Origin of the sequence: Desulfuromonas sp. (assembly GCF_002868845.1) — a bacterium.
Taxonomy (GTDB): Bacteria; Desulfobacterota; Desulfuromonadia; order Desulfuromonadales; family BM501; genus BM501.
This window is the reverse complement of record NZ_PKUB01000016.1, coordinates 66,307-90,188: the sequence shown is the minus strand read 5'-3', so window position 1 is coordinate 90,188 and position 23,882 is coordinate 66,307. Positions and strand designations below refer to the sequence as shown.

At 63.8% G+C, this 23,882-nt stretch carries 19 protein-coding genes and 3 pseudogenes; 12 read left to right on the top strand and 10 right to left on the bottom strand.

Going from position 1 to position 23,882, the window contains the following annotated elements:
- Positions 1 to 12 precede the first annotated feature (12 nt).
- Positions 13 to 1,869 carry an excinuclease ABC subunit UvrC gene (gene uvrC, locus C0617_RS04810; protein ID WP_291315878.1) on the top strand — a complete coding sequence of 619 codons (1,857 nt, stop codon included), beginning with the start codon at positions 13 to 15 and terminating at the stop codon, positions 1,867 to 1,869.
- Here uvrC and C0617_RS04805 read toward each other — a convergent pair.
- The 9 genes from C0617_RS04805 to C0617_RS04765 form a co-directional block, all read right to left on the bottom strand.
- Complete coding sequence (locus tag C0617_RS04805) at positions 1,845 to 2,066, bottom strand: hypothetical protein (RefSeq protein ID WP_291315877.1); 222 nt, start codon at positions 2,064 to 2,066, stop codon at positions 1,845 to 1,847. The two genes, uvrC and C0617_RS04805, sit on opposite strands and share 25 nt — an antisense overlap.
- Positions 2,067 to 2,281: 215 nt before the next feature.
- On the bottom strand, positions 2,282 to 3,295 hold the full coding sequence (locus tag C0617_RS04800) for a sensor domain-containing diguanylate cyclase (protein ID WP_291315876.1): 1,014 nt from the start codon (positions 3,293 to 3,295) through the stop codon (positions 2,282 to 2,284).
- A gap of 9 nt (positions 3,296 to 3,304) precedes the next feature.
- On the bottom strand, positions 3,305 to 4,459 hold the full coding sequence (locus tag C0617_RS04795; protein WP_291315875.1) for a hypothetical protein: 1,155 nt from the start codon (positions 4,457 to 4,459) through the stop codon (positions 3,305 to 3,307).
- Positions 4,460 to 4,544: 85 nt separating this feature from the next.
- The gene (locus tag C0617_RS04790; RefSeq protein WP_291315874.1) at positions 4,545 to 4,928 is read right to left on the bottom strand and encodes a cytochrome c3 family protein; all 384 of its coding nucleotides are present in this window, start codon (positions 4,926 to 4,928) and stop codon (positions 4,545 to 4,547) included.
- A 192-nt stretch (positions 4,929 to 5,120) separates the two neighbouring features.
- Positions 5,121 to 6,266 (bottom strand): metallophosphoesterase, encoded by a 1,146-nt coding sequence (locus C0617_RS04785; protein ID WP_291315873.1) that lies wholly within the window; start codon positions 6,264 to 6,266, stop codon positions 5,121 to 5,123.
- Between the two features lie 80 nt (positions 6,267 to 6,346).
- Positions 6,347 to 7,117, bottom strand: a complete 771-nt coding sequence (locus C0617_RS04780) for a hypothetical protein (RefSeq protein WP_291315872.1) — start codon at positions 7,115 to 7,117, stop codon at positions 6,347 to 6,349.
- A 189-nt stretch (positions 7,118 to 7,306) separates the two neighbouring features.
- Complete coding sequence (gene malQ / locus C0617_RS04775) at positions 7,307 to 8,824, bottom strand: 4-alpha-glucanotransferase (protein ID WP_291315871.1); 1,518 nt, start codon at positions 8,822 to 8,824, stop codon at positions 7,307 to 7,309.
- An 87-nt stretch (positions 8,825 to 8,911) separates the two neighbouring features.
- The gene (locus tag C0617_RS04770) at positions 8,912 to 9,748 is read right to left on the bottom strand and encodes a c(7)-type cytochrome triheme domain-containing protein (protein WP_291315870.1); all 837 of its coding nucleotides are present in this window, start codon (positions 9,746 to 9,748) and stop codon (positions 8,912 to 8,914) included.
- Positions 9,749 to 10,558 (bottom strand): c(7)-type cytochrome triheme domain-containing protein, encoded by an 810-nt coding sequence (locus C0617_RS04765; protein WP_291315869.1) that lies wholly within the window; start codon positions 10,556 to 10,558, stop codon positions 9,749 to 9,751. It lies immediately after the preceding gene.
- A 301-nt stretch (positions 10,559 to 10,859) separates the two neighbouring features.
- Here C0617_RS04765 and C0617_RS04760 point away from each other — a divergent pair, with 301 nt between their 5' ends.
- Positions 10,860 to 11,234 (top strand): hypothetical protein, encoded by a 375-nt coding sequence (locus tag C0617_RS04760; protein ID WP_291315868.1) that lies wholly within the window; start codon positions 10,860 to 10,862, stop codon positions 11,232 to 11,234.
- A gap of 462 nt (positions 11,235 to 11,696) precedes the next feature.
- On the opposite strand, the gene C0617_RS04755 is transcribed toward C0617_RS04760, so the two are convergent.
- Positions 11,697 to 13,343 (bottom strand): OFA family MFS transporter, encoded by a 1,647-nt coding sequence (locus C0617_RS04755; protein WP_291315867.1) that lies wholly within the window; start codon positions 13,341 to 13,343, stop codon positions 11,697 to 11,699.
- A 498-nt stretch (positions 13,344 to 13,841) separates the two neighbouring features.
- Here C0617_RS04755 and C0617_RS04750 point away from each other — a divergent pair.
- From C0617_RS04750 to C0617_RS17015, 10 genes and pseudogenes are all read left to right on the top strand, one after another.
- Positions 13,842 to 15,077: pseudogene (locus tag C0617_RS04750) on the top strand (peptide chain release factor 3); the annotation flags it as partial.
- A gap of 1 nt (position 15,078) precedes the next feature.
- Positions 15,079 to 15,384: pseudogene (gene prfC / locus C0617_RS04745) on the top strand (peptide chain release factor 3); the annotation flags it as partial.
- 62 nt (positions 15,385 to 15,446) lie between these two features.
- Complete coding sequence (locus C0617_RS04740) at positions 15,447 to 15,941, top strand: hypothetical protein (protein ID WP_291315866.1); 495 nt, start codon at positions 15,447 to 15,449, stop codon at positions 15,939 to 15,941.
- Between the two features lie 283 nt (positions 15,942 to 16,224).
- Complete coding sequence (locus tag C0617_RS04735) at positions 16,225 to 17,520, top strand: double-cubane-cluster-containing anaerobic reductase (RefSeq protein ID WP_291315865.1); 1,296 nt, start codon at positions 16,225 to 16,227, stop codon at positions 17,518 to 17,520.
- A 6-nt stretch (positions 17,521 to 17,526) separates the two neighbouring features.
- On the top strand, positions 17,527 to 18,267 hold the full coding sequence (locus tag C0617_RS04730; protein ID WP_291315864.1) for an acyl-CoA dehydratase activase: 741 nt from the start codon (positions 17,527 to 17,529) through the stop codon (positions 18,265 to 18,267).
- 655 nt (positions 18,268 to 18,922) lie between these two features.
- Positions 18,923 to 20,416 carry a DUF2779 domain-containing protein gene (locus C0617_RS04725; RefSeq protein WP_291315863.1) on the top strand — a complete coding sequence of 498 codons (1,494 nt, stop codon included), beginning with the start codon at positions 18,923 to 18,925 and terminating at the stop codon, positions 20,414 to 20,416.
- A 209-nt stretch (positions 20,417 to 20,625) separates the two neighbouring features.
- Positions 20,626 to 21,591 carry an ABC-three component system protein gene (locus C0617_RS04720; RefSeq protein ID WP_291315862.1) on the top strand — a complete coding sequence of 322 codons (966 nt, stop codon included), beginning with the start codon at positions 20,626 to 20,628 and terminating at the stop codon, positions 21,589 to 21,591.
- On the top strand, positions 21,578 to 21,805 hold the full coding sequence (locus C0617_RS04715) for an ABC-three component system middle component 6 (protein WP_291315861.1): 228 nt from the start codon (positions 21,578 to 21,580) through the stop codon (positions 21,803 to 21,805). Before C0617_RS04720 ends, C0617_RS04715 begins: the two co-directional genes overlap by 14 nt.
- Positions 21,796 to 23,529 (top strand): DUF2326 domain-containing protein, encoded by a 1,734-nt coding sequence (locus tag C0617_RS04710; protein ID WP_291315860.1) that lies wholly within the window; start codon positions 21,796 to 21,798, stop codon positions 23,527 to 23,529. Before C0617_RS04715 ends, C0617_RS04710 begins: the two co-directional genes overlap by 10 nt.
- A gap of 237 nt (positions 23,530 to 23,766) precedes the next feature.
- Positions 23,767 to 23,882, top strand: a pseudogene (locus C0617_RS17015) (acyl-CoA thioesterase); the annotation flags it as partial.

Below are 23,882 nucleotides of genomic sequence, written 5' to 3'. Positions count from 1 at the left end.
AGGGAACCGCCGATGAGCTCCAAACCGACCCTGCCCGAGATCGACCTGAAGAAGTTCCCCACCGCCCCCGGGGTCTACCTTATGAAGGGGGAGGGGGGGGAGATCCTCTACGTCGGCAAGGCCAAGAGCCTGAGGGCCCGCCTGCGCAGCTACTTCGCCTCCGCCGGCGACGGCCGCCTCCATGTCCGCTTCCTGATGAACCGCGTCAGGGACATCGAGACCATTGTCACCGATACCGAGAAAGAGGCTCTGATCCTCGAGAACACCCTTATCAAGCGGCACCGGCCCCGATACAACATCGACCTGCGCGACGACAAGACCTATGTCTCCCTGCGTCTCGACCCGCGGGAGGAGTTCCCCTTCCTTCAGGTCGTGCGCCGGGTGCCCCGGGACGGGGCCCTCTATTTCGGCCCCTTCGCCTCTTCGGCCGCGGTGAAGGAAACCCTCAAGGAAATCCACCGCATCTTCCCCCTGCGCCGCTACCCCATCGAGCGCTGCCGCCGGCGGGGCCGGCCCTGTCTCTTCCACCAGATGGGCCAGTGCAGCGCCCCCTGTCACGGCCTGATCTCTGCCGGGGATTATCGCGAGCTGGTGCGGGGGGTTATCGCGCTCCTTGCTGGACGGCAGAGCGAGGTGGTCGATGTCATGCGCGCCCGCATGGGCGCCGCCGCCGCGGCCATGCGCTACGAGGAGGCGGCCAGGCTGCGGGACCAGATTCGGGCCGTGGAACAGACCGTGGAGAAGCAGAAGGTGGACGCCGCCGCCGGAGGCGATCAGGACGTGGTGGGTCTTCACCGCGAGGGCGGCGAAGTGGAGATCGCCGTCCTTTTCTTCCGCCTGGGCAAGCTCGTGGACCGGCGCAGCTACAACCTGACCTGGCGCCTGGACGAGACGGAGCTGCTCTCCTCCTTCCTGCAGGAATTTTACGGCCGGGACGTCTTCGTCCCCGACCAGGTGCTCCTTCCCCTGGCGGTTGACGACGCCGAGGCTCTTGGGGAGTGGCTGGGGGAGAAGAAGGGGAGGAAGGTGGCTGTGCTGACCCCCCGGCGCGGGCCCAAGGTCGAACTGGTGGGGATGGCAGGGCGCAACGCCCGCGAATCGTTCCGCGAGCGGGGCAGCCGGCGCGAGGCCCGGGAGGCGGTACTCGAGGAGCTTTGCCGGCGCCTTCACCTGTCCCGCTCCCCGAGGCGCATGGAATGCTTCGACATCTCCCACGTCCAGGGGCGGCTCACCGTGGGCAGCATGGCGGTGGTGAGCGAAGGCGAGCCGGACTGCTCCGCCTATCGGCATTTCCGTATCCGCAGCGTTGAAGGAACCGACGACTACGCCTGCCTGCGGGAGGTCCTGCGGCGCCGCCTGCAGCGGGGCCTCAAGGAGGGGGGGCTGCCCGATTTCATCCTCGTCGACGGGGGCAGGGGGCAGCTCTCCGTCCTCTCGGAGGTCCTTCGGGAGTTGGGCCTCGAACAGGAGATCGACGCGGCGGGCATTGCCAAGAGCCGGGTGGTGGCCAACGTGCGGGGCAAGGCGGTGGAACGCAGCGAGGAGCGGTTTTTCCTCCCCGGCCGCAAGAACCCGGTGACCCTGCGCTCGGGGTCGCCCGCCCTGTTCCTGCTCGAGCGGCTGCGGGACGAGGCCCACCGGTTCGCTGTGACCTACCACCGCAAGCTGCGGGGCAAGGAGGCGCTGCATTCGTCATTGGAGGGGATTCCGGGGGTGGGTCCGGCCCGTCGCAAGGCCCTGCTCAAGCATTTCGGCAGTCTCAAGCGGGTCAGGGCTGCGACCCTGGAGGAGCTCCTTGCGGCGCCCGGAGTGACCGGGGCGGTGGCCCGGGCGGTCTTCGCCCGTTACCGGGAGGCGGAAGAGCCCTGAGGGGCCGGGGCGCTTCGGGCGAGGTCGATCTGGCCGGCCGCAAGGAGGGCCAGCCAGCCGAGGGTGCCCAGGATCAGGAGGGTGGGGAGCACGTCCCGGAGGAGGTGGTATGCGAGACGGACCCTTTTCGGGGGGGCTTCGGCGACAGCGGCGCTTTGTCCGGATTGGCCCGAAAGGTCGGCGGCGGATCGTTTCATGGGTCTTCTCTCTCCGGTGATGAACGAAGTCCTGGTACCTCTTCTTATCGATCCCGTTCCGATTTTCCTTTAGGGGGAGTCGCCCATTTTTCACGGGCGTCGAAGAGTCGGGCCGCGAGGCCCGGAGAGAGCTGTATCAAAAAGGCCGGCCCGCGAGGGTCGGCTTTTTTTGCCGGGGGCATCGATCAGGGGCCCTGGGGGCCGGGCAATGAAGCTCAGGCCGGGGGCGACTGGGGCAGCAGGCCGCCCTCCATCTCTTTGCGTGGGAGGTTCTCCCGGGCCAGTTCGGACCAGGCGACCGAGCGGTTGCGGCCCCTGCACTTGGCCTGGTAGAGGGCCTTGTCGGCACGGGAGATAAGCTCCCCCTTGTCTCTGCCGTCGTCGGGAAAGACCGACAGCCCAAGGGAGAGGGAGACGGTGACCGCCTCTCCCTCGTGCAGGAACTCCATGCTTTCGACCCTTTGGCGGATGCGCTCGCCCAGCTGGCGTCCTCCCCCTTCCTCCGAGTCTTCCAGGACAATGGCGAATTCCTCTCCCCCGTAGCGGGCGACCAAGTCCACGAGGCGGGCCGTGTCGGCCATCGTCGCGGCGACGCCCCGGAGCACCTTGTCGCCGAAGGGATGCCCGAAGGTGTCGTTGATCCCCTTGAACGAATCGACGTCGCACAGCAGCAGGCAGAGGGAGCTCTTCCGGCGCCGGGCCCGGGAGAGCATGACGTCGAAGCCGTGCTGGAAGGCCCGGTGGTTGGTGAGGCCGGTCAGCCCGTCGGTGGTGGCCAGCTTGTTGATCTGCTCGTGGGACTGGGCCAGGTCGATCTTGATGGCCACCTGGCCGGCGATGACCTCGAGAATCTCGCGCAGGGAGCGGGTGAACAGGCCCGGTTTCCGGGCCGCCACGGTCAGGGCGCCGAGGGCCTCGCCCTCCTCCCGCTGGAGGGGGATGATGAGCAGGGAGCGGTACCCGTTGAAGAGGTGGTCGCTGCAGAAGACCGGAATGCTGCCCCGGTACTCCCCGCGATCCGGAAGGGTGCTTCTGAACTTCATGGCCTGCCCCACCAGGCCCTGGTGGAGGGGGAAGGTCCTGCCCTGCAGCTTCTCGGCGCTGACCCCCTCGGCCCGGACCGTGCGGTGGCTGTCCTCCTCGATCATGCTGATGGCCACGAAATCGGCCGGCACCAGGGCCCTGACCGCCTTGATGGCGGCGTCGAACGCGGTTTCAAGGCCGAGCACCCCGTTGAGTTACTTCAGGCCGACGCAGACCTGCTGGACGGCGCTTCTCTCCCGGTTCATCTGCTCGATGCGGAGTCCCAGGCCCAGGTCCCGGCACAGCTTGTCGGCGGCGAGGCGCAGGGCCTGCCGCTCGGTCTCTTTCCAGGGGGACGGGTCGCGGCGGTCGACGCAGAGGATTCTCAGGGTGTTGTTCTCCGCATCGGGGATGCGCAGGGCCAGGATCGCCCCGGTCTCCGCTTTTTGGGGATAATAGGGCAGGGCGGCGGGCTGGGCGCCGGCAGGGGCGAGGGCGACCTCGTTCTGGGGGCCGAGAAAGGCGCCGGTAATCCCGGTGCCGATGGGAAAGGGGCCGGGGACCAGGTCAGTCCGGGTCGAGGCCGCGCAGTGCAGGCGCAGGACCCGCCCCAGGGAGTCGGGCAGCAGGACGGCCACCGTCGTCAGTTCGAAGCTCTGGCGCAGCAGCTCCAGCTGAAGCTTCAGGGTTTCGGCCAGTTCCTCGGCCAGGGGGCGCTGGTTGGTCGCTTCCGGCTCGGCATGGGCCTGTGCGTTGAGGGCGGAGAGCAGGGGGGCGTGGGGCGATCCCGGCGCGGTCGCCTCGGTGGGAGGGGTTTCGGCCGAGGCGCGGGGGGCGGACCCCTTTCGCCTCAGGACGGTCGCGGCGCCTGCAACGGCGCCGTAGGCGAGGAGTTGCGCTGCCAGGGCCCCCCCGGCCTGATGCCCTGACAGGGTCAGGGCGGTTTCCGCGCCGGTTGCCGCCAGCAGGCAGAGAATCGCCGTTGCCGGGGGGCGGGTTGCCGCCAGCCAGGCGACCGCACCGGCGGGGATCAGGATCGCGGGGGCGCCGGTGTGGGCGGCCAGGCGGAAGAGTATCCAGGCCGCCGCGGTGACCGAAAGGGGATGGCCTAGCCCGTGGGGGAGATCGGCGGACGGGGGAGGCGCCAAGGGCCGCAGAAGGGAGGCCGCAAGGGCGGAGCCGGTGGCCAGGGCCAGGGTCCACTGTTGCCAGGACCAGGCGGCCGAGGTCTCGAAAAGGCCCAGGGCGACGCCCAGGGTGGCGAGACAGGCAAGCCCCAGCCTCACCCGGGCGGCGGTCCTCGCCGTGGATGGCTCGTGCGCGGCCTTCTCCCTGGAGGCCAGCAATCTCAGGTTTTTCCGGAGATTCAAGGGGGACTTTCTCATTCTGGCGAAGGGCCGAAAGGCCTCATGGTTCTTGCCGGCTGGTCCGCTCGGCAACAAGGGAAAGCGCCGGTCAGCTGCCTGCCCTCAGGAGGTTGGGGCCCGACTCGGTTCCGTGGGGGTCATGACAGGAGAGGCAATTCGTCCGGGCCAGGGAGTGCTCGGTGGCGCTGCCCTGGTCGTGGCAGGTCAGGCAGAGTCCCTTGGCCGGCAGGCTGTACTGGCCGCCATGCGCCGGTGTGCATCCTCGTCCCCCGGGCCGGTGACAGGCTACGCAGCCCCCGCTTCGAACCTGCTCGGCCGCGACCGGACCGTGCAGATACCTGGTCCCGGTGAGGCCCTGGTGACAGCGGGCCGAAAGACAGGTCGCCTCCGGCGGCGCTCCCCACGACACGGTGGCCAGAACGGTTATCAGGGCCGCTGCGGCGAGGGGGATGCTTCGATTCCTATAATTCAACTTCAGCGCGGCGCGACGGGATCGCCAGGTCCTTTCTCGGGTTTCATGAGAAAGTAACCCAAGGCGATCGAATGGTCAAGGACAAGATGGAAAAGCCGCTGCGGAATGGGGGGGAGGGGGACGTCCGAAAAAAACGGAGAGTCCCTTTTCCGCTGGCGCCGCGGCGGCTATCTCCGGCGTGGGCCAACCATGTCAGTCGGGTTCAGAGGGCGTGCTGCGAACGATTTCGATCAGGGTCAGCTCCGGCGGCGACAGGACCCGAATCGGCGGGCCCCAGGTGCCGGTTCCGCGGCTCGTGTACAGGCGGGCCCCGCCGGCGAGGGCGTACAGGCCGTCCTGCATCGGGTATTCCAGCCCTGTGACGAGGTTGAAGGGAAAGATCTGCCCCCGGTGGGCGTGGCCGGAGAGCTGCAGGTCGAAATGCGCCAACGCCTCCTTGTCCACCCAGGGCCGGTGCTTGAGGAGGATGGTGTAGCGGTCCGGCGCGCCCTTTTTCAGCAGGGCGAGTTCATCGGGATCTTCGCCTCCAGCCGGATCGTCGATCCCGGCAAGGAGCAGGCCCGGTCCGACCGCGGCCGATTCCCCCCGCAGCAGGGTGAAGCCGCAGCGGCGCAGGAACTCGCCGGCCTGGGAGATGCCGGCGTAGTATTCGTGGTTGCCGGTGACCGCGAACTTGCCCAGGGGGGGGGAGAGGGCTGCGAAAGGGGCGATCAGTTCCGGGAGATGGTGAATGCGTGCATCGACCATGTCCCCGGTGGAAACGAGCAGGTCGGGCTCGAGTTCGCGAATGTCGGCAGCCAGCTTCTCGGCTGTTCCACGGCGCAGGATCAGGCCCAGGTGGAGGTCGGAAATCTGGGCCACCCGGATGCGTTCCACCCCCGCCGGAAGCTTGTCTGTCTCGATGCGCACCGACTCGACGCGCAGCTGCCCGGCCTCGTAGAAGCCGTAGGCGCCGGTCAGCAGCGCGCAGGTCAGGACCGTGACGGCGCCCGCGCGGCTGCGCCAGGACGGGGGGTTGGACTGGCGGGAGAAGAGCCAGAAAAGGCGGCGGGCCAGGCCGATCAGCAGAAGCAGGACAAACCCCGAGAAGGCAAGGAAAAGGAAGCCCATCCAGAGGTAGCCGAAAAAAGCCATGCTTCGGGCCGGGGCCTCCTGTCCCAGGCGCTCCAGGAGCCGGGCCGACACCGGTGCGGTTACCGTCAGGGCCAGGAACAACAGGCCCGGCAGTCTGAGACGGAAGCCCTCCGGCAGCAGGGGGCGAATCCCCCGGTAGACCAGAGCGTGCATGGCCGAGTAGAGGGAGAGAAAGACGGTGAGGAATACGAGTAGTCGCAGCATCGATGGGGTCCTCGTTCAAATAAAACAAAAAAGCCCCCGGCGACAACCGGGGGCTTTCGTTTTTGGCTTGAAGTCTGACGTTACTCCACCGTCACCTGGGCGTCTTCGATGATCACGTCGTACTTGTAGCCGTAGCCGAAGTCCTTGTTGGTCGAAACCACACCCTTCAACAGCACCGTGTCGCCCACCTTGGCGGTGCCGGCGGTGGTGACGGTCAGGTCATTGGTTTTCTCGCCGCCGGTGCCGTCCTGAAGGTGAATCCAGTTCTTGCCCATGATCTGGGGGCTGAACTTGACGACCTTGCCGCGTATCTGGACCTCCTTGCCGGAGAGGTCGGCCTGCTCGGCGAAGATCTCCTCCACGCTCTTGCCCCCTTCGACCTTGGCGATGCCGGAGAGGTCGACTTCCGGGGCCGGCGCCGCGCCGTTGCCGGTCATGGCGGGGTGCCCGGCGGGCATTTTTGCATCGCCGCCGATCGCCTGACCGGCGCCCGCGACCATAACCGAGGGGACGAAATAGACGAGGGGGAAGTCACGGTTCAGGGTCTTGCTGTGGTAGTTCTCCATGGCCATGCCGTCGGGAACAACCACCGAGTCGCCCACCTGAACATTGAATTCGGGCGCCGCGGCCCAAACTTTTTCGGTGCCCGTATCGACCTGGACGTAGGTGTAGCCGCCCGAGTTCACCGTTTCGGTGACGCTGCCGCTGATACCTTTTTGAGCGGCCTGCGAAGGGGCGGCCGGGGCCGGCGCCGCCGTTTTCGGTTCGGGAGCCGTGGTTGCTTGTTCCTTGCAGCCGGTGACGGTCAGGGCCATCATGCCGGCCAAGGCGAAAACGAGAAATTTGTTCACGGTTTATCCTCCAGGGGGAAATTGGTGGGCCGGTGGCCCTGGGTTGACGGTTGTTTCTGTCTGTCAAATTGAAAGATTAGCACAGGTGCACGGCGGGGTACAAGGAAACTCGTCCTGGTCCCGGCGCGCCCCGGGCGTTTCGGCTGCCGCCGGGGGAGGCGGCCGGAGGCGCGGGCGACGGGGTGAGGGTCATTGCCCGGACTTGGCTGAAGGGGGCGCCGGGGCCCGACCGAAGGTGCGGGTCAGGGTCGCCAGGCTCTGCCCGACCTGCTCTCCCAGGACCCCGGGGTGGAGGCGCCAGGTCCAGTTGCCACGGCCTTGGCCGGGTCGGTTCATGCGGGCCGACCCGTCCAGGCCCAGCACGTCCTGAAGGGGAAAGATGCATAGGTCCGCGACGCTGGCCATCGCCAGGCGGATCATCTCCCGGCCGATGTCCTCCCCGGCGCTGCCCAGGTAGAACCGGACCGCTTCGCGCTCCTGCTGCTTCAGGTCCTGCCACCAGCCCTGGGTGGTGTCGTTGTCGTGGGTGCCGGTAAAGACCACGCAGCGGCGCCGCAGGTTGTGGGGCAGGTAGGGATTGTCCGGGCCGGAGCCGAAGGCGAACTGCAGGATTTTCATGCCCGGAAAGTCGAAGCGGTCGCGCAGGGCCTCGACCTCGGGGGTGATCACGCCCAGATCCTCGGCGATCACCGGCAGTTCTCCCAGGCTCTGCCGCAGGCTTTTGAACAGGGCCTCCCCGGGGACCTCGACCCACGCCCCGTTGACCGCCGTCTTCTCTTCGGCGGGGATGGCCCAGCAGGCCTCGAAGCCGCGAAAATGGTCGATGCGCACCAGGTCCGCCTGGGCCAGGTTCCAGCGAAACCGTTTCAGCCACCAGGCAAAGCCCTCCTCCTCCATCCTGTCCCAGCGGTAAAGGGGGTTTCCCCACCTCTGGCCGGTGTCGCTGAAGTAATCGGGGGGGACTCCGGCCACCTCGGTCGGCAGGCCGGACTTGTCCAGGTGGAAGAGCTCGGGGTTGGCCCACACGTCGGCCGAGTCGAGGGCGACGAAGATGGGGATGTCGCCCAGGATGCGCACCCCCCGGCTGTTCGCGTAATCCTTCAGGGCGAACCACTGGTCGAAAAAGACGAACTGCACATACTGGTGGTAGTGGATCGCTTCGGCCAGTTCCCTCCTCCAGTGGTCCATTGCGGCAGGGTCTCTGCCCCGGGCTTTGTCGGCCCACCGATGCCAGGGCTGGTCCCGGAAATGTCGGCGCAGGGCCTGGAACAGGGCGTAATCGTCGAGCCAGCCGGCCTGCTCGGAGCGGAAGCGGTCGAAGGCCACCCTGCGCGCGGGGTCGGCTTCGGCGTCGAAGCGCCTGGCTGCCTTGTGCAGCAGGCGTCCCTTGCAGCCGTGGACAAAGCCGTAATGGGCCGTGCCCTCCGGCATGGCGATGCCCTCCAGGTCCCCGGGGTCGAGGTCGCCGGCCTCCGCGAGACGTTCCAGGCAGATGAGCAGGGGGTTGCCGGCGAAGGCCGAAAAGGCGCTGTAGGGGGAGTCCCCGTAGCCGGTCGGGCCGAGGGGGAGGACCTGCCAAACCGACTGCCCCGCCGCCTTCAGAAAATCGACGAAGCGATAGGCCTCGGTGCCGAAGGAACCGATGCCGTGGGGGCCGGGAAGGGACGTGGGATGGAGAAGGATGCCGCTCGAGCGTGGGAGCTTCATCGGTCCTTTGGGGGGAAAGGGTTAGGTCTGTTTGCTCAATTTTAGGACATTGGAGTCGCTTTGCAAGGGGACGACGCCTGCTGCAGGCTAAAAGGCCATATTGTTCTTCATTCCGGGGTGGCAGCGGTTGCAGTCGTTCATGGGGAAGGCCGTGCGCATGTGGCAGGTGCCGCAGAACCAGCCGAAGACGTTCTTGTCCATGGTGAAGAACTGGGTCCCCTCCTTCTGGATGTCGAAGATGTCGGGGTGGCAGTTGGAGCAGTCGAGCCAGTCCATGTGGTCGGTGTGGGAGAAGAGGATTCCGCTGCGCGGGGCCGTGGTGCCGAGCTCGAGGGGGCGGCGCAGCTTCTCCGGCAGGTGCATGCTGGGCTGGTTGCCGGGAAGGATGGAATGGACCGGGTTGATATGCCCCTGCTCCAGGGCCGCGGCCCAGTCGATGCCGTTGCCGAAGGGGGCTTTCGGCATTTCTTCGGCGAAGACCCTGAAGCTCTCGGCCAGCTTCCGGTCGTCACGGGTGTGGCAGCGGTCGCAGTGCTTGGGCTCTTCGTTCCTGACCGAGAAGGCGGTCTTCCCGTCGTGGCAGGCGCCGCAGAATTTCCCGGCCAGGTTCTTGCCCCGGTTGATCGGGGTCTCCCCCTGGTAGATGGAGAATTTCAGCTCGAGGTGGCAGACCCGGCAGGTGTAGCGGGCGCGGTGGCTCCAGTGGGGGAAGACGACCGGGTCCATGCGGGCCTTGCCCCGGGGGCGCATAATGGTGTCGCCGTAGTGCTCGGCCGGGCCGTTGGGGGGGATGGTGCGCAGCACCTGCGCCAGTTCTTCACGGTTCATGGCCCGGGCCGCTCCGCCGGTCGGGGGGGCGATGAGCGGCCAGCATAGAAGGGCCAGGGCGGCCAGGAAGATCGGTCGAAGCGGAAAATTCGCCATCTAGAAGACCGGCTTCGAGTGACAGCGGCCGCAGTCCTTGAGGGGGAAGGCGACGTTGCCGTGGCAGGCCCCGCAGTAGCGGCCGGCGAAGATGTCCTGCATGGTGTACTTGGTGGCTCCCGCCTTCAGGGCGAAAACCTCGGGATGGCAGAGGTCGCAGCTGTTCCAGGTGGCGTGCTCCTCGTGGGAGAAGATGATGTCCGGCAGGCCCGCAAGTTTGGCGTCGAGGCTGACGTCTCCCTGCTGGTGCTTCATCTTGGTCCGGGGAAAGGAGACGCCGGCGATGAAGTCCTTCGGCTTGACCATGTTTTGCCGGCTCGCCATGGCCCAGTCGACCCGGTTTCCGAAGCGGCCCTCGGGGAGTTTTTCAGCCATGCGATCGAAATCGTCCCGGATGTCGTCGTCCCTGCCGATGGGGGTCGTCGTGTGGCAGCGGTCGCAGTTCTTCTCCGCCTTGCCGAGGAGGCTTTTCCCCTCGCAGGCGAAGGCTTCCTTGCCGTTGTGGCACACCCCGCAGTATTGCCCGTCCCGGTTGTCCTTCTCCCGGACGAGGGTTTGGCCGGCCTCCATGGCGAAGCCGATGTCGACGTGGCAGAGGCGGCAGGTGTGCTTTGAGCGATGCACCCAGTGCCGGAACACGACCGGGGCCATCTGGCTTTGCTCCGAGTAGTTGTTCATGAGCGTGGTGCCGTACTCGTGGGGAGGGAGCCTCTTGGCGATCTTTCCCTGGGAGTTTGCCGGGCAGAGGGACGCTCCGACCAGCGCCAGGGCGATGGTCCATACGCTGACCGTCTTGAAGAAGGAATTCATGGCAGCCTCCTTGGAGTCGAGGAAAAAGATAAAACATAAGTATTCAATAATAATACTTATTTTGTCAGAAAAGTCTAGCACTATTCGAGGTGGAGGCGACGGTGACGTTGCGGCGACCGAAATCGGGTCCGTCGGCGGGGTCCGGACGAAGGTGGTGCGCTTTGCCCTTGACATGTTTTAGAACAACGGTTAATTTCATAAAAAGCCTTACGGGGCGGATATTTATGCTCGATTTGTGATATTATCCCATAGTGGATAAGGCAACGTCTTTTCTTCAAGACGCAGAGTGGGGAGTCCGGTTGTGAACGCAAAGTTGAGCCAGCACATGACCATTCTCGGCCTGTGCGCCGTCGGGTTTTACGGATTCATGGCGGCGACCGGCAGGCTGGGTCTCGACGTTATGCCCCAGTTCATGGTCTCGGCGATGATCTTCATGCTGTCGGGACGCTTCATGAAGAAGGCGGCCCGCGAGGTGCGGGACGAGGACGACGAGAAGAAGCCGAAGGTGGCTGAGGAGGACTGGTCCTTTTTCGCCAACCTGGTCAACTGGATGGGCGCCCTCGTCGTCGTGGGGGTCATGGCGATCCTGCTCATGAAACCTGTCGGCCTCTCCATCGTCGACGCCCTGCAGGCGTCGATCGAACACGAGCAGTTCAGCGCTCACGTCGTTCCCTGACGATAGAAGACCTCATAGATTTCCAGAAAAAAGGCCCCGCAGATGCGGGGCCTTTTCTGTTGGGATTCCAGAGGGATTTGGAAGACTTCGGAATGCTCCCGGGAGGATCTGATTGTCTGCCGTTCCATTCCGGCGCGGGGACTCGCCCCCGCAGGCGACCAGGGGATTGCTCGCCCAATCCCCTGGACCCCAGGGCGCCCCCGACGCCTTGCCCGCCATCGCTTTTAGCGACGGCGGGTTCCCTCCGCTTCGCAGATGAATTTGGCGCGGACGAAAACTTGCCTTCGGCTTCGGACAGTCGTCCGCGTCTTCCCAAATTCATCCACTGCGCTCCGGCGGCGGCGAAGGGGGGGCGAAAAACACATCTCTCGCGCCTCGGCAACACACGGTATATACGAAAAAAAGAGGGGCCCCGCCATAGCGAGGCCCCTCTTTCGGGTGACGGGCTGAGGTGCCCGGGGTTTAGTCGTTGGCTCTCTGGAAGGCGAGGTCTTCCTCTTCCAGCCCGGCGGTAGCGGGTACCTCGACGGCCACCGCGGCCTTTTTGGGGCGCAGGGAGAGCGAGAGCATGGCGCCGACGAGGAGCATGGTCCCGGCGACGGCGAGGGGGACGGTGAAGCCGCCGAACTTGGCGCTCAGCGCCGCGGAGGCCTTGACCAGGACGAAGGCGCCGACCCCCCAGGCGGAGAAGAGGATGCCGTAGTTGAGGCCGTAGTTCTTGGAGCCCCAGTAGTCCTTGGCGAAGGAGGGGAAGAGGGAGAGGTTGGTGCCGTAGTTGAAGCCGATGAAGGAGGCCAGCAGGGTGACCAGGATGGCGTTGGCGCTCTCGCCTCCGACCACCGAGATGCCGGCGAACATCAGGGCCGCCTGGAAGACGAGCATGATCAGCAGGGTGTTGGCGCGGCCGATCTTGTCGGAGAGGACCCCGGCGACGACGCGGCCGGCGGCGTTGCCGATCGACATCATGATCACGGCGATGAAGGCCATTTCGCCCATGCTCTTCTTGGCCAGCCCGGCGATGCTGCCGATGACCATCAGGCCGGCGCCGGCGCCGATGAAGTAGGTGGTCCAGAGGGTGTAGAAGCGCCCTTCGCGGAGGATCTCCATCGGGGTCTTGTCGGCCACCGAGGACTTCTTGGCCGCCGTGGCGCCGCCCTCTTCGGCCGTGAAGCCGGCGGGGGGATTGGAGATGAACATGGCCATGCCGCAGACGATGGCGATGAAGGCGATGCCGAGGATCATCATGGTGGAATGCAGGCCGTAGCTGGCGAGCAGGTACTTGGCCAGCGGGGCGAGGTAGACCGGGGCGATGCCGAAGCCGGCGACGACGATCCCGGCGATCAGGCCGGTCTTGGCCGAGGGGAACCACTTGAGCGCGGGCGGGGTGGCCGCCGAGTAGCCGAAGCCGAAGCCGAAGCCGGCCAGGACGCCGAAGCCGAGGACCCAGCCCCAGTAGCTGGAGGTCTGGGAGCAGACCAGGAAGCCGGCGCCGACCAGCAGGCCGCCGAGAATGGCGGTGAGGCGGGGCCCGGCCTTATCCTGAAGCTTTCCGCCGACGATCATCGACAGGGCGAAGGACAGGCAGGCGAAGGCGTACGGGTCGCCGGCTCCGTCGAAGAGCTTGGCGATATCGCCCTTGAGCATGCTGTAAGCGTAGAGGATGCCGAGGGCCAGATTGACTCCGAGACCGGCGAGGGCGACGGTCCAGCCTTTGTTCTTCACTGCGGTTTGGGTTGCCATTGATGCCTCCTTGAGGGGATTGGGGTTTTCCTTGTACTGACTGGTAAGAAAACTGACATGGTATGGTAAGGGCCATTTGACTTTGAAGGGGGCGACCTCCGGTGGTCCCGGGGACGGCCCGGCCGCTGTCGCCAGGGTCGCGGCGGCCTGCGGGGCCGGACGGAAAAGGGGTTGCCTCGGGGTCGGCTGGGCGTATGCGGCCCGGGCCGGGTAGCGTTCGGCCAGTTCCTGGAACTTGGCGCATTCGGAGTAGCGACAGTTGCAGAAGCTGACCATCATCTTGACGTCCGAGGGGCTGATGTAGCCGTGGCCGACGTCGCAGATATCATCGTCCTTGCGCAGAAATGGACAAACGTTTCGGCTTTGCATGGATGCCTCGGGTTGGAATGGGAAACCTTCGTGTTGCCGCTTGTTGTCCTGGTTAAGAGCAACGCCCATACCAATGTTTTAAAAAAAATATTATTTTTTAAAAAACGGCCTAAAAACAGATGCTTGCGGTTTTGGAAGAGGCCATTTTTCGGATTGTTGAACCTGTGGGGGATTTGCAGGAATGCGAAAAAGACGAGGCTTTCAGGGGGTGGCGGGAGGCCATTTCGGGGCCTGACTTCGGGGGGAGAGACCTATTCTTCCCGGGGCCTCCGCCGATTTGAAGGGGAGGGTCGCGGCGATGCAAAACGCGGTTTTGCATCGCCGCGACCTCGAAAATGAGCCTTTTGCAAATATGCGAAAGTGCAAGGCCCCTTTTCCCGGGGCCGCGGGGCGGGGCGATTTCCCGCATTGACGGGGCCGCGCCAAATGGGCTAATATGCGTAGAAACGGGCCGTTGCGGCCCGCTTTTTTTGCGTTCAGATCCCAAGAGGTTTATTCGTGAGCAAGTATCAGAAGGAAGTCGACCGCCGCCGCACCTTCGGCATCATCAGCCACCCCGACGCGGGCAAGACCACCCTGACCGAAAAGTTGTTGCTCTTCGGCGGGGCGATCCAGATGGCCGGGGCGGTCAAGGCGCGCAAGGCCACCCGCCACGCCACCAGCGACTGGATGGCCATGGAGCAGGAGCGGGGCATCTCCGTCACCTCCTCGGTGATGAAGTTCAACTACCGGGACTTCGAGGTCAACCTCCTCGACACCCCAGGCCACCAGGACTTCTCCGAAGACACCTACCGGGTGCTGACCGCCGTCGACAGCGCGCTGATGGTCATCGACAGCGCCAAGGGGGTCGAGACCCAGACCAAGAAGCTGATGGAGGTCTGCCGCATGCGCAACACCCCCATCATGACCTTCATCAACAAGCTCGATCGCGAGGGCCTCGAACCGCTCGACATCCTCGCCGACATCGAGGAGACCCTGCAGGTCGAGTGCGCCCCCCTGTCCTGGCCCATCGGCATGGGCAAGCGCTTCAAGGGGACCTACAACCTCTATAAGAAGCAGCTGCACCTCTTTACCCCCGGGCAGGAGACGCGGGGCGGCGAGGGGATCGTCATCGACGACCTCTCCGACCCGCGCCTCGACGAGCTGCTCGGCAGCCAGGCCGACGAGTTGCGCGAGGACGTGGAGCTGCTCGAGGGGGCGGCCAACCCCTTCGAGCTCGAGCACTACCTGAAGGGGAACCAGACGCCGGTCTTCTTCGGCAGCGCCATCAACAATTTCGGCGTCCAGGAGATGCTCGACGCCTTCGTCGAGCAGGCCCCGCCGCCGCGTCCCCGGGAGACGACCACCCGCGAGGTCTCCCCCTACGAGGAGCCCTTCTCCGGCTTCGTCTTCAAGATCCAGGCGAACATGGACCCGGCGCACCGGGACCGCATCGCCTTTTTCCGGGTCTGCTCCGGCAAGTTCACCCGCGGCATGAAGGTGCGCCACCACCGCATCGGCAAAGAGGTCGCCATCGCCAACGCGACCATCTTCATGGCCCAGGACCGGGCCCATGTCGAGGAGGCCTATGCCGGCGACATCATCGGCATCCACAACCACGGTACGATCAAGATCGGCGACACCTTCACCGTCAAGGAGCCCCTCAAGTTCACCGGCATCCCGTCCTTCGCCCCCGAGCATTTCCGCCGGGTGCGCCTGAAGAACCCCCTCAAGGCCAAGCAGCTCGACAAGGGCNCCCCTCGCCACCACCGACTACATCCTCGGCGCCGTCGGCGTGCTCCAGTTCGACGTCATCATGGCGCGGCTCAAGGCCGAGTACGCCGTCGACGCCGTCTACGAGGGGGTTCCCTACGCCACCGCCCGCTGGATCGCCTGCGACGACCGCCAGAAGCTCGACGAGTTCCAGAAGAAGAACCAGCACAGCCTGGCCCACGACGCCGAGGGGAACCTCGCCTTTCTCGCCGCCAGCGAGTGGCGCCTCGGCCACACCATCGAGCAGTGGCCCGACGTCGTCTTCCACAAGACGCGGGAGCATAATTAAAACCAGCTGTAAGCTGTAAGCTGAAGGCTGGCTTTTTGAAATGATGTGATCCGGAGGATTGTATGAACTGGGCCCACCTGCACCTGGTCGTCAACCACTTCCCCGTCGTGGGGCTCTTTTTCGCCCTTCTGCTTTTAGTCTACGCCCATTTTCGCAAGAATCTCGAGCTGACCTCGGCCGTCCTCGGCCTCTTCGTCGTCGTCGCCCTGTCCGTCGTTCCCGCTCTGCTGACCGGGCACCGGGCCGAGGGGGTGGCGGAGCACCTGCCCGGGGTCTCCGCCGAACTGATCGAGGCCCACGGGTCGGCCGCCCACATCGCCCAGTACGCCGCCGGCGCCCTCGGCCTCGCGGCCCTGGCGGGGCTGACCGTGACCCTGGTCCGCAAGAGCCTGCCCCAGGCGATGGCGGTCGGGATCCTGCTCCTGGCCGCTCTCAGCGGCGCCGCGTTCGGCTGGACCGCCAATCGCGGCGGACAGATCCGCCATCCCGAGGTTCGCCTCGACTTCGAGCCGCCCCCCGCCGCCCTCGGGCACGAAGGGTCCGGCCGCCGGCACTGAGGCCGTCCGGCCTTGCCGGTCCTCTTTCTCCCCATCGTCTCAAGAGTCCCGTCCCCTTTGCCTGCCCCCCTATCCGTAGGATGACGGTCGATCTGCGCCTGCCCCATCTCGCGGTCCAATGCATAGAAAAAAACTATGCAATGTCTGAGATGTATCGATATTAATTGTTTGATTTTCCCCCGGGGGCAAGGGTACCCTGCCGATACCGTAGCGACCCGCTGCAAGATAGTTCTTGGAACGTCATTGGCAAAGGCCAAATTTTCAAGTCTGAAGGAGGTATGGAATGGCAGAGAAGCAGTTCGAGGTGAAATCCGACCCGGATCTCTGGGCCAAGCTCGACGTGGACGTGGAGCGGTTCAAGGGGATGCCGGCGATGCTGACCCAGGCCTACACCGGCATCTTTTTGAGCCAGAAGAACCGGCCCGGGGGGATGGCCTATTTCGACAGCATGATCGAGAATATCCACACCGGGCGCATCCAGGAACTGGTCGACGCCAAGGAGGCGGGCAAGCCTGTCATCGGCACCTTCTGCGTCTACGTCCCCGAAGAGCTGGTCCAGGCCGCCGGCGGCATCTGCGTCGGGCTCTGCGGCGGCGCCCAGGGCTCCATCGCCGACGCCGAGAAGATCCTGCCCCGCAACATCTGCCCCATGGTCAAGTCGGCCTTCGGCTTCAAGGTCGGCAAGCTCTGCCCCTACTTCCAGGTCGTCGACTTCGTCTACGGCGAGACGACCTGCGACGCCAAGAAGAAGACCTGGGAGCTCCTCGACGAGTACGTCCCGACCCACGTCATGGAGATCCCCCAGAAGAAGGGAGAGCGCGACAAGGCGTTGTGGCTGGAGGAGGTCAAGGACTTCAAGGCCGCCGTCGACAAGGTCACCGGCAACGACACCGGCTTCGACGAGATCGCCGCGAGCATCAAGCTCATCAACGCCAAGCGCACCGCCCTGCAGCGCCTCAACGCCCTGCGCCACCACAACCCCTCGCCCATCAGCGGCAAGGACATGCTCCTGATCGAGCAGATCGCCTTCTACGACGAGCCGGGCCGCTTCGTCAAGCAGGTCAACGCGCTGTGCGACGAGCTGGAGGATCGGATCGAGCAGGGCGTCGCCGTCGCCCCCGCCTCGACGCCGCGCATCATGGTCTCCGGCACCCCCATGGCCCTGCCCAACTGGAAGCTGCACAACATCATCGAGACCTCGGGCGCCGTCGTCGTCAACGAGGAGAGCTGCATCGGCACCCGCTACTACAAGGACACCATCGACGAGGGGAGCAGCAGCGTCGAGGAGCAGCTCGAGCGGCTCACCGAGCGGTACATGCAGATCGACTGCTCCTGCTTCACCCCCAACGACGAGCGCATCGACCAGGTCATCAAGGAATACCGGGACTCGGGCGCCCAGGGGATCATCGACTACTGTCTGCAGTTCTGCCACACCTACAACATCGAGGCGGTCAAGCTGCGCCGGGCCTGCGAGAAGGAGGGGATTCCCTTCCTCGCCATCGAGTCCGACTACTCCCCCGAGGACGTCGGCCAGCTGCAGACCCGGGTCGAGGCCTTTATCGAGCAGATCCAGGGGTAATCTTCCATGCATTTGGGAATTGATTTAGGCTCCAGAACCATCAAGGTCGCCGTCCTGCAGGACGGCGACCTCCTTCATTACGACGTGGCCGAGAGCGGCTTCGACCCGCACGTCCAGTCGGTCGAGATGATCGGCAAGTACGCGCCGGCCGCGGTGACCGCCACCGGCTACGGCCGCCACCTGGCGCAGAAACACTTCGCCGGAGGCACCATCACCGAGATCAAGGCCCACGCCCTCGGCGCTCGCCACCTCGTTCCCGGCTGCCGCACCGTCCTCGACGTCGGCGGCCAGGACAGCAAGGTCATCGCCCTCGACGCCGAGGGGCGGGTGGTCAACTTCCAGATGAACGACAAGTGCGCCGCCGGCACCGGGCGCTTTCTGGAGATGATGGCCGCCTCCCTCGGCTACTCCCTCGGCGAGTTCGGCGCGGCGGCCGCCTCCTCCGGGCAGGACGTGCCGATCAACAGCATGTGCGCGGTCTTCGCCGAGAGCGAGGTCGTCTCCCTCAAGAACCGGGGCTTCGCCCCCGCCGACATCGCCCGCTCCATCCACCTGGCGGTGGTCGAGCGGCTGGCCGGAATGCTGGAGCGGATCGGCTGCGCCGGCGAGGTGGTCTTCTCGGGCGGGGTGGCCAACAACCCCTTCATGGCCCGGGCCCTGGAGCAGAAGCTCGGGGTCCCGGTCACCGTCCCCGAAGTTCCGAGCATCGTCGGCGCCATTGGCGCTGCCATCCACGCGGGGAAGTGAGTCCTGAAGCATGAACGATGCTCACGGGGCGCCCGGTTTCGGGCGTCCTTTTTTTTGTTCAATCGGGAATGACGGGGAGGCGTCTTCAACCCTCAATGACTGAGAGGCCTTCTTGACGTCCAGGGGACTCGCCCCCTGAGGGCGACCAAGGGGGTGCTCGCCCACCCCCCTGGACCCCAGGGCGCCCCGGACGCCTTGCCCGCCATCGCCTTCGGCGACGGCAGGTTCCCTGCGCTGCGCAGATGAATCCGGCGCGGGCGAAAACTTGCCTAGCGGCTTCGGACATTCGCCCGCGTTTCTCCGGATTCATCCACTCCGCTCCGGTGGCGGCAAACGGGGGAGGGCTTTTAACCCAAACAGAAGCTCTTGAACCTGCTTTTCCTTCGCGACCTTTGCGACCTTTGCGACCATGAGCGAGCCCAGCGAGCGGGCGTGAGGACGGTTTCCAGAATTTCCTTTGCGTCTTTGCGTCTTGAGTGAGCGCAGCGAACGGGCGTGAGGCCGATTTGGCCTTTTGGAGTGGACATTGAAGAAAGTCGCGGGGAATGCCGCATGCTGAGGGACGGTTAATTTCTGTTGCCGGTTCCGAATCGCCTGTGCCATACTAGCTCTCCGTTTTTATTGTGTATTTTCCGATCCGTCCCGGGGGAGCAAGATGGGCAAGCGCAGAAGCAGCGGCCTGAGCAAATCGCTCATTCTCAAGGGGATCCAGTGCCAGCGCGCCCTGTGGCTGAAGAAGAACCCGCCCGACTTCGAGTTCCCCCCCCAGCCCGAGCTCGAGGCCAAGTTCGCCGCCGGCAACGCGGTCGGACTCCTCGCCCAGCAGCTCTTCCCCGGCGGCGTCGAGGTCCCTTACGAGGGGCTTTCCTTTCCCGCCCAGCTCGCTCGCACCCGGGAGCTGATCGACGACGGCGCCGAGGTCATCTACGAGGCCTCCTTCTCCTTCTCCGCCATCTTCGTCAAGGTCGACATCCTGGTGCGCGACGGCGCCGCCTGGCAGATCCACGAGGTCAAGATGGGGACATCCGTCAAGGACGTTAACCTCGATGACGTCGCCATCCAGCGCTATGTGCTGAACGGGTGCGGCCTCTCCGTCTCCAAGTCCTTTCTCGTCCACATCGACAACAGCTATGTGCGCCGGGGCGCCATCGAGGCCGACAAGCTCTTCGCCAGCGAGGAGATCAGCCTCAAGGTCGCGGCGCGCCAGCAGAGCATGACGGAGCTCGTCGCCGAACGGCGCGAGACCATGGGCGAAACCGCCGAGCCGGATATCGATATCGGCCCCCACTGCAACGACCCCTACGCGTGCGACTACATCCCCTGGTGCTGGCGGCACATCCCCGAAGATTCGATCTTCGACCTGCGCGGCAGCGGCGTCGACAAGTTCGACCTTTACAGCCGGGGGATCGTCAGGCTGCAGGACGTGCCCCTCGACACCCTCAACGCCGCCCAGCGCCAGCAGGCCGAGGCGACCCTCAACCGGCAGGACGCTACCGACCCGCAGCGGGTGACGGCCTTTCTCGAGACCCTGTGGTATCCGATCTGCCATCTTGACTTCGAGACCTTCAACACCCCGATTCCCAAGTTCGACGGCACCCGCCCCTACCAGCAGGTGCCCTTCCAGTTTTCGCTGCACGTCCAGGAGAGTGCCGGGGCCGAGCCGCGGCACTTCGAGTACCTCGCCCCGCCGGACGGCGACCCGCGTCGCGAGCTGATCGAGCGGCTGCTCGCCGTGGTTCCCGTTGACGCCTGCGTGCTGACCTACAACCAGGCCTTCGAAAAGGGAGTGCTGCGGGAGCTGGCCAAGACTTTTCCCGATCTGGCCGAGGCCATCGATGAGCGGCTGGCCAACGTGCGCGACCTGATGGTGCCGTTCCGGCGGCGCGACGTGTACCGCTGGCAGATGCGCGGTTCGTATTCCATCAAGGAGGTGCTGCCGGCGATGGTACCGGAGTTGTCCTACGCGGGGATGGCGATCGCCGACGGCATGGCGGCGATGGAGGCCTATCACGAGATGTGCGCGCTTGAGGACCCGGTCGCGCTTGCCGAGCTGCGGCGGGCGATGTTGGAGTATTGCCGGTTGGATACTCTGGCGATGGTGAGGATTTTGGGGGAGTTGGAGGGGATTGTTGCCCATTCTGCGGGTTGACAAGTGGCAAGGCAAGACCTGACCCCGAGCCCTTGCTCGGGTTGACAAGTGGCAAGGCAAGACCTGACCCCGAGCCCTTGTTGTTTATTTGTAAACTAGCCCGAAATGCTAGGCGACAAATCAACAACGTCCCCTTCGGCCCCCAGGCGTGACCTCACTTCGTTGGTGCTGGTCGTCGGCCCGCATTTTCTTGCATTGAGGGATCTTTGATGAACAGGCTCAATAATGTCGATTACATCATCCATAAGCTTTCCGTTCTGGCCTATGAAATCGAGCAGCGCGGCAAGCTGAACCTGCTCGACCTTCACCGGCATTGCGAGGACTTCTACGCCCATTTCTGCAATGAGCTGTTCAGTTGGCAACTGCGGAACCTGAATGTTGTCAAGCCGAATGCCGAAGCTATCGACCTGATCGACCATGTAAACAAGATTGTCGTTCAGGTGTCCGCCACCGCCACCAAGAGCAAGATCGAGTCGGCCCTTGCCAAGGATCTGTCCGCGTATGCCGGGTTTTCGTTCAAGTTCATATCCATCTCCAAGGGCGCCGCCGAACTGCGAACCAAGAGCTTTGCCAACCCCCACCGCCTGACCTTCGATCCCCAGTGCGACATTCACGACATCACCTCGTTGCTGCGATATATCGGCAGTCTTGGTGCAGCGCACCAGCAGCGCATCGCCTCCTTCCTCAAGAAGGAACTGGTGGCTGAGGTGGACCCGGTCAGTCTGGAGTCGAACCTTGCCGCCATCATCACGATCCTGGCGCAGGAGAACTGGCGGCAAAACGGTTCCCCCCCTGAGACGGTCCCGTTCGATATCGACAAGAAGATCGAATTCAACGACCTGGACCGCGCCCGCGATATCATCGAGGACTACGCCATTCATTGCCGCCGGCTCGACGGAATTTACAATACCTTCGACCGGGAGGGGAGCAACAAGAGCCTCGCAGTGCTGGACTCCATCAAGGGTTTTTACAGCAAGCACCGGACCCGCCTGAGCAACGACGACCTGTTTGACAAGGTGGTGGAGTGCGTGGCGGAGCGGGTGCAGGAAAGCGCCAACTTCACCCCCATACCCCGGGAAGAGCTGGATTTGTGCGTCAACATTCTTGTGGTAGATGCATTTACCCGGTGCAAGATATTCAAGAATCCGCTAGGATACGCCCATGTTGCTGCCTGACAACATCCACCCGGATCAGAGTATCTATTACAACGGCGCCTTTGTGCTGCAGGCGCTCCGCGAGGAGCGCGCGTTGGGGCTGTTCGACCTGTATGCGCGCACCCAGAAACTCCGGCAGATGACCATGCCGGTCTTTGTCCTCTGCCTGGATTGGCTCTATCTGTTGAATCTGGTCAGCCTGAACGATCGGGGGGACGTAGAATTATGTTCCTGAAATCCCTCACCATCTCCAGCCACGACGAGATCATCCGCCAGATCAGGTTTCACAGCGGCATCAATCTGATCGAGGATGAGACGCCCAACGTCAACGGGATCGAGACCGGCAACAACGTGGGGAAGACCACGGTGCTCATGCTGGTGGATTTCTGTCTGGCCGGAAAAGCGAAACAGATCTATACCGATCCGGAGCAGAAGAAACAGGAATACAAGCTGGTCAAGGACTTTCTGTTTGATAACGAAGTGCTGATTACCCTGGTGCTTACCGACGATCTGTCGCGGGATGACGCCAAGGAAATCAGGATCGAGCGCAATTTTCTGCCGAGAAACCGGAAAATCCAGGGGATCAACGGCAAGTCGTTGTCCGATAACAAGGAATTCGAGGCGACCCTGACCGAACTCCTTTTCCCCGGCCATCGCGGCAAGCCGTCCCTGCGCCAGATCATCTCCCACAATATCCGCTACAAAGACCTGAGCCTGATCTATACCCTCAAAACCCTCGATCGGTATACCAGAGACGCCGAATACGAAACCTTGTACCTGTACCTCCTCGGGGTCGATTATGGCCAGGGGGATGCCAAGCAGGAGCTGTTAGCGCAGATTCGGCTGGAGCAGACCTTCAAGGCCCGGCTGGAGAAGAACCAGACCAGATCGGCCTATGAGACCGCCTTAGCCATCCTGGAAGGTGAAATCGAGCAACTCAACCGGCGAAAGGCAGATTTCAACCTCAACGAGAGTTTCGAGGCCGATCTGGACCGGCTGAATCAGGTCAAGTACCAGATCAACCTCGTCAGCGCGGAAATGGGTCGGCTGAACATCCGGCGCGACCTGATTCTGGGGGCGCAACAGGACCTGGAAAAGAGCACGGCCCACATCGACCTGCGGCAACTGGAGCAGATCTACCAGCAAGCAACCGACCGGATCGCCGGGATTCAGAAGACTTTTGCCGACCTTTGCGCCTTTCACAATCGGATGATTGCGGAAAAGGTCCGCTTCATCGCCAAGGATCTGCCGCGGTTGGATTCGGAGATCAGGAGCAAGTCGGCGCATTTGAGCCGGCTGTTGCGGGAAGAGGCGGAGCTGTCCATGGCGGTGACCCGGAGCGACTCGTTTGCGGTGCTGGAAAAGCTGATCGCCGAGTTGAACGAGAAGCACCGGCGCAAAGGGGAGTACGAAAGCGTCATCCAGCAGCTCTCCGAGGTGGAGGGGAACCTGAAGTCGCTTGCCAAGAAGCTGGAGACCATTGATGATGAGCTCTTTTCCGAGGAGTTCGAGCTGAAGCTGAAGGATCAAGTCAACAAGTTCAACCGGCACTTTACAGCCATCGCCAAGGAGCTATACGGCGAGCAGTATGCGCTGAAGTACGATACGGTCGTGAACAAAAAGGGGGAGCGGCTCTACAAGTTCAGCGTCTTCGATACCGATATCGCCAACCTCAGCTCCGGCAAAAAGCAGGGGGAGATTTCCTGTTTCGATATCGCCTATACTCTGTTTGCCGATGAAGAGGATATCCCCTGCCTGCACTTTCTGCTGAATGACAAGAAGGAGTTGATGCATGACAATCAACTTCTGAAGATTGCTCAGTTGGTGAACCGGAAGGGGATTCAGTTTGTGGCTTCGATTCTAAAGGATAAGTTGCCGGAGGAGTTGAAAAAGGAAGAGAATTTTGTGGTTAAGTTGTCTCAGGGGGATAAGTTGTTTAGGGTGGAAGAGAGCCTATAGGGGGCAGAGCTACAGGTAAATTCTAGTTTAGGGAGTTCAGGGGACACCATACTCAATTAAATCCAAGAGTTAAGTATGGTGTCCCCTGAACTCTGCCGTTTTCGCCTTTCTGCTGTACAAGCCTCAAATCGTTAAAAACGGGGGACATATGGAAAATCCTGATGAACCCAGCAACGGGCGCGGGGTCAAGTCTTGCCCTGCCACTTTTTGCACTAACTATATAAAAACGGGGGACATATGGAAAATCCTGAAGGACCCAGCGGGGAATTGGTCTTGCGCACTCTCGCCATGCCGGCGGACACCAATCCCAATGGTGATATTTTTGGTGGTTGGGCAATGTCCCAGATGGATAT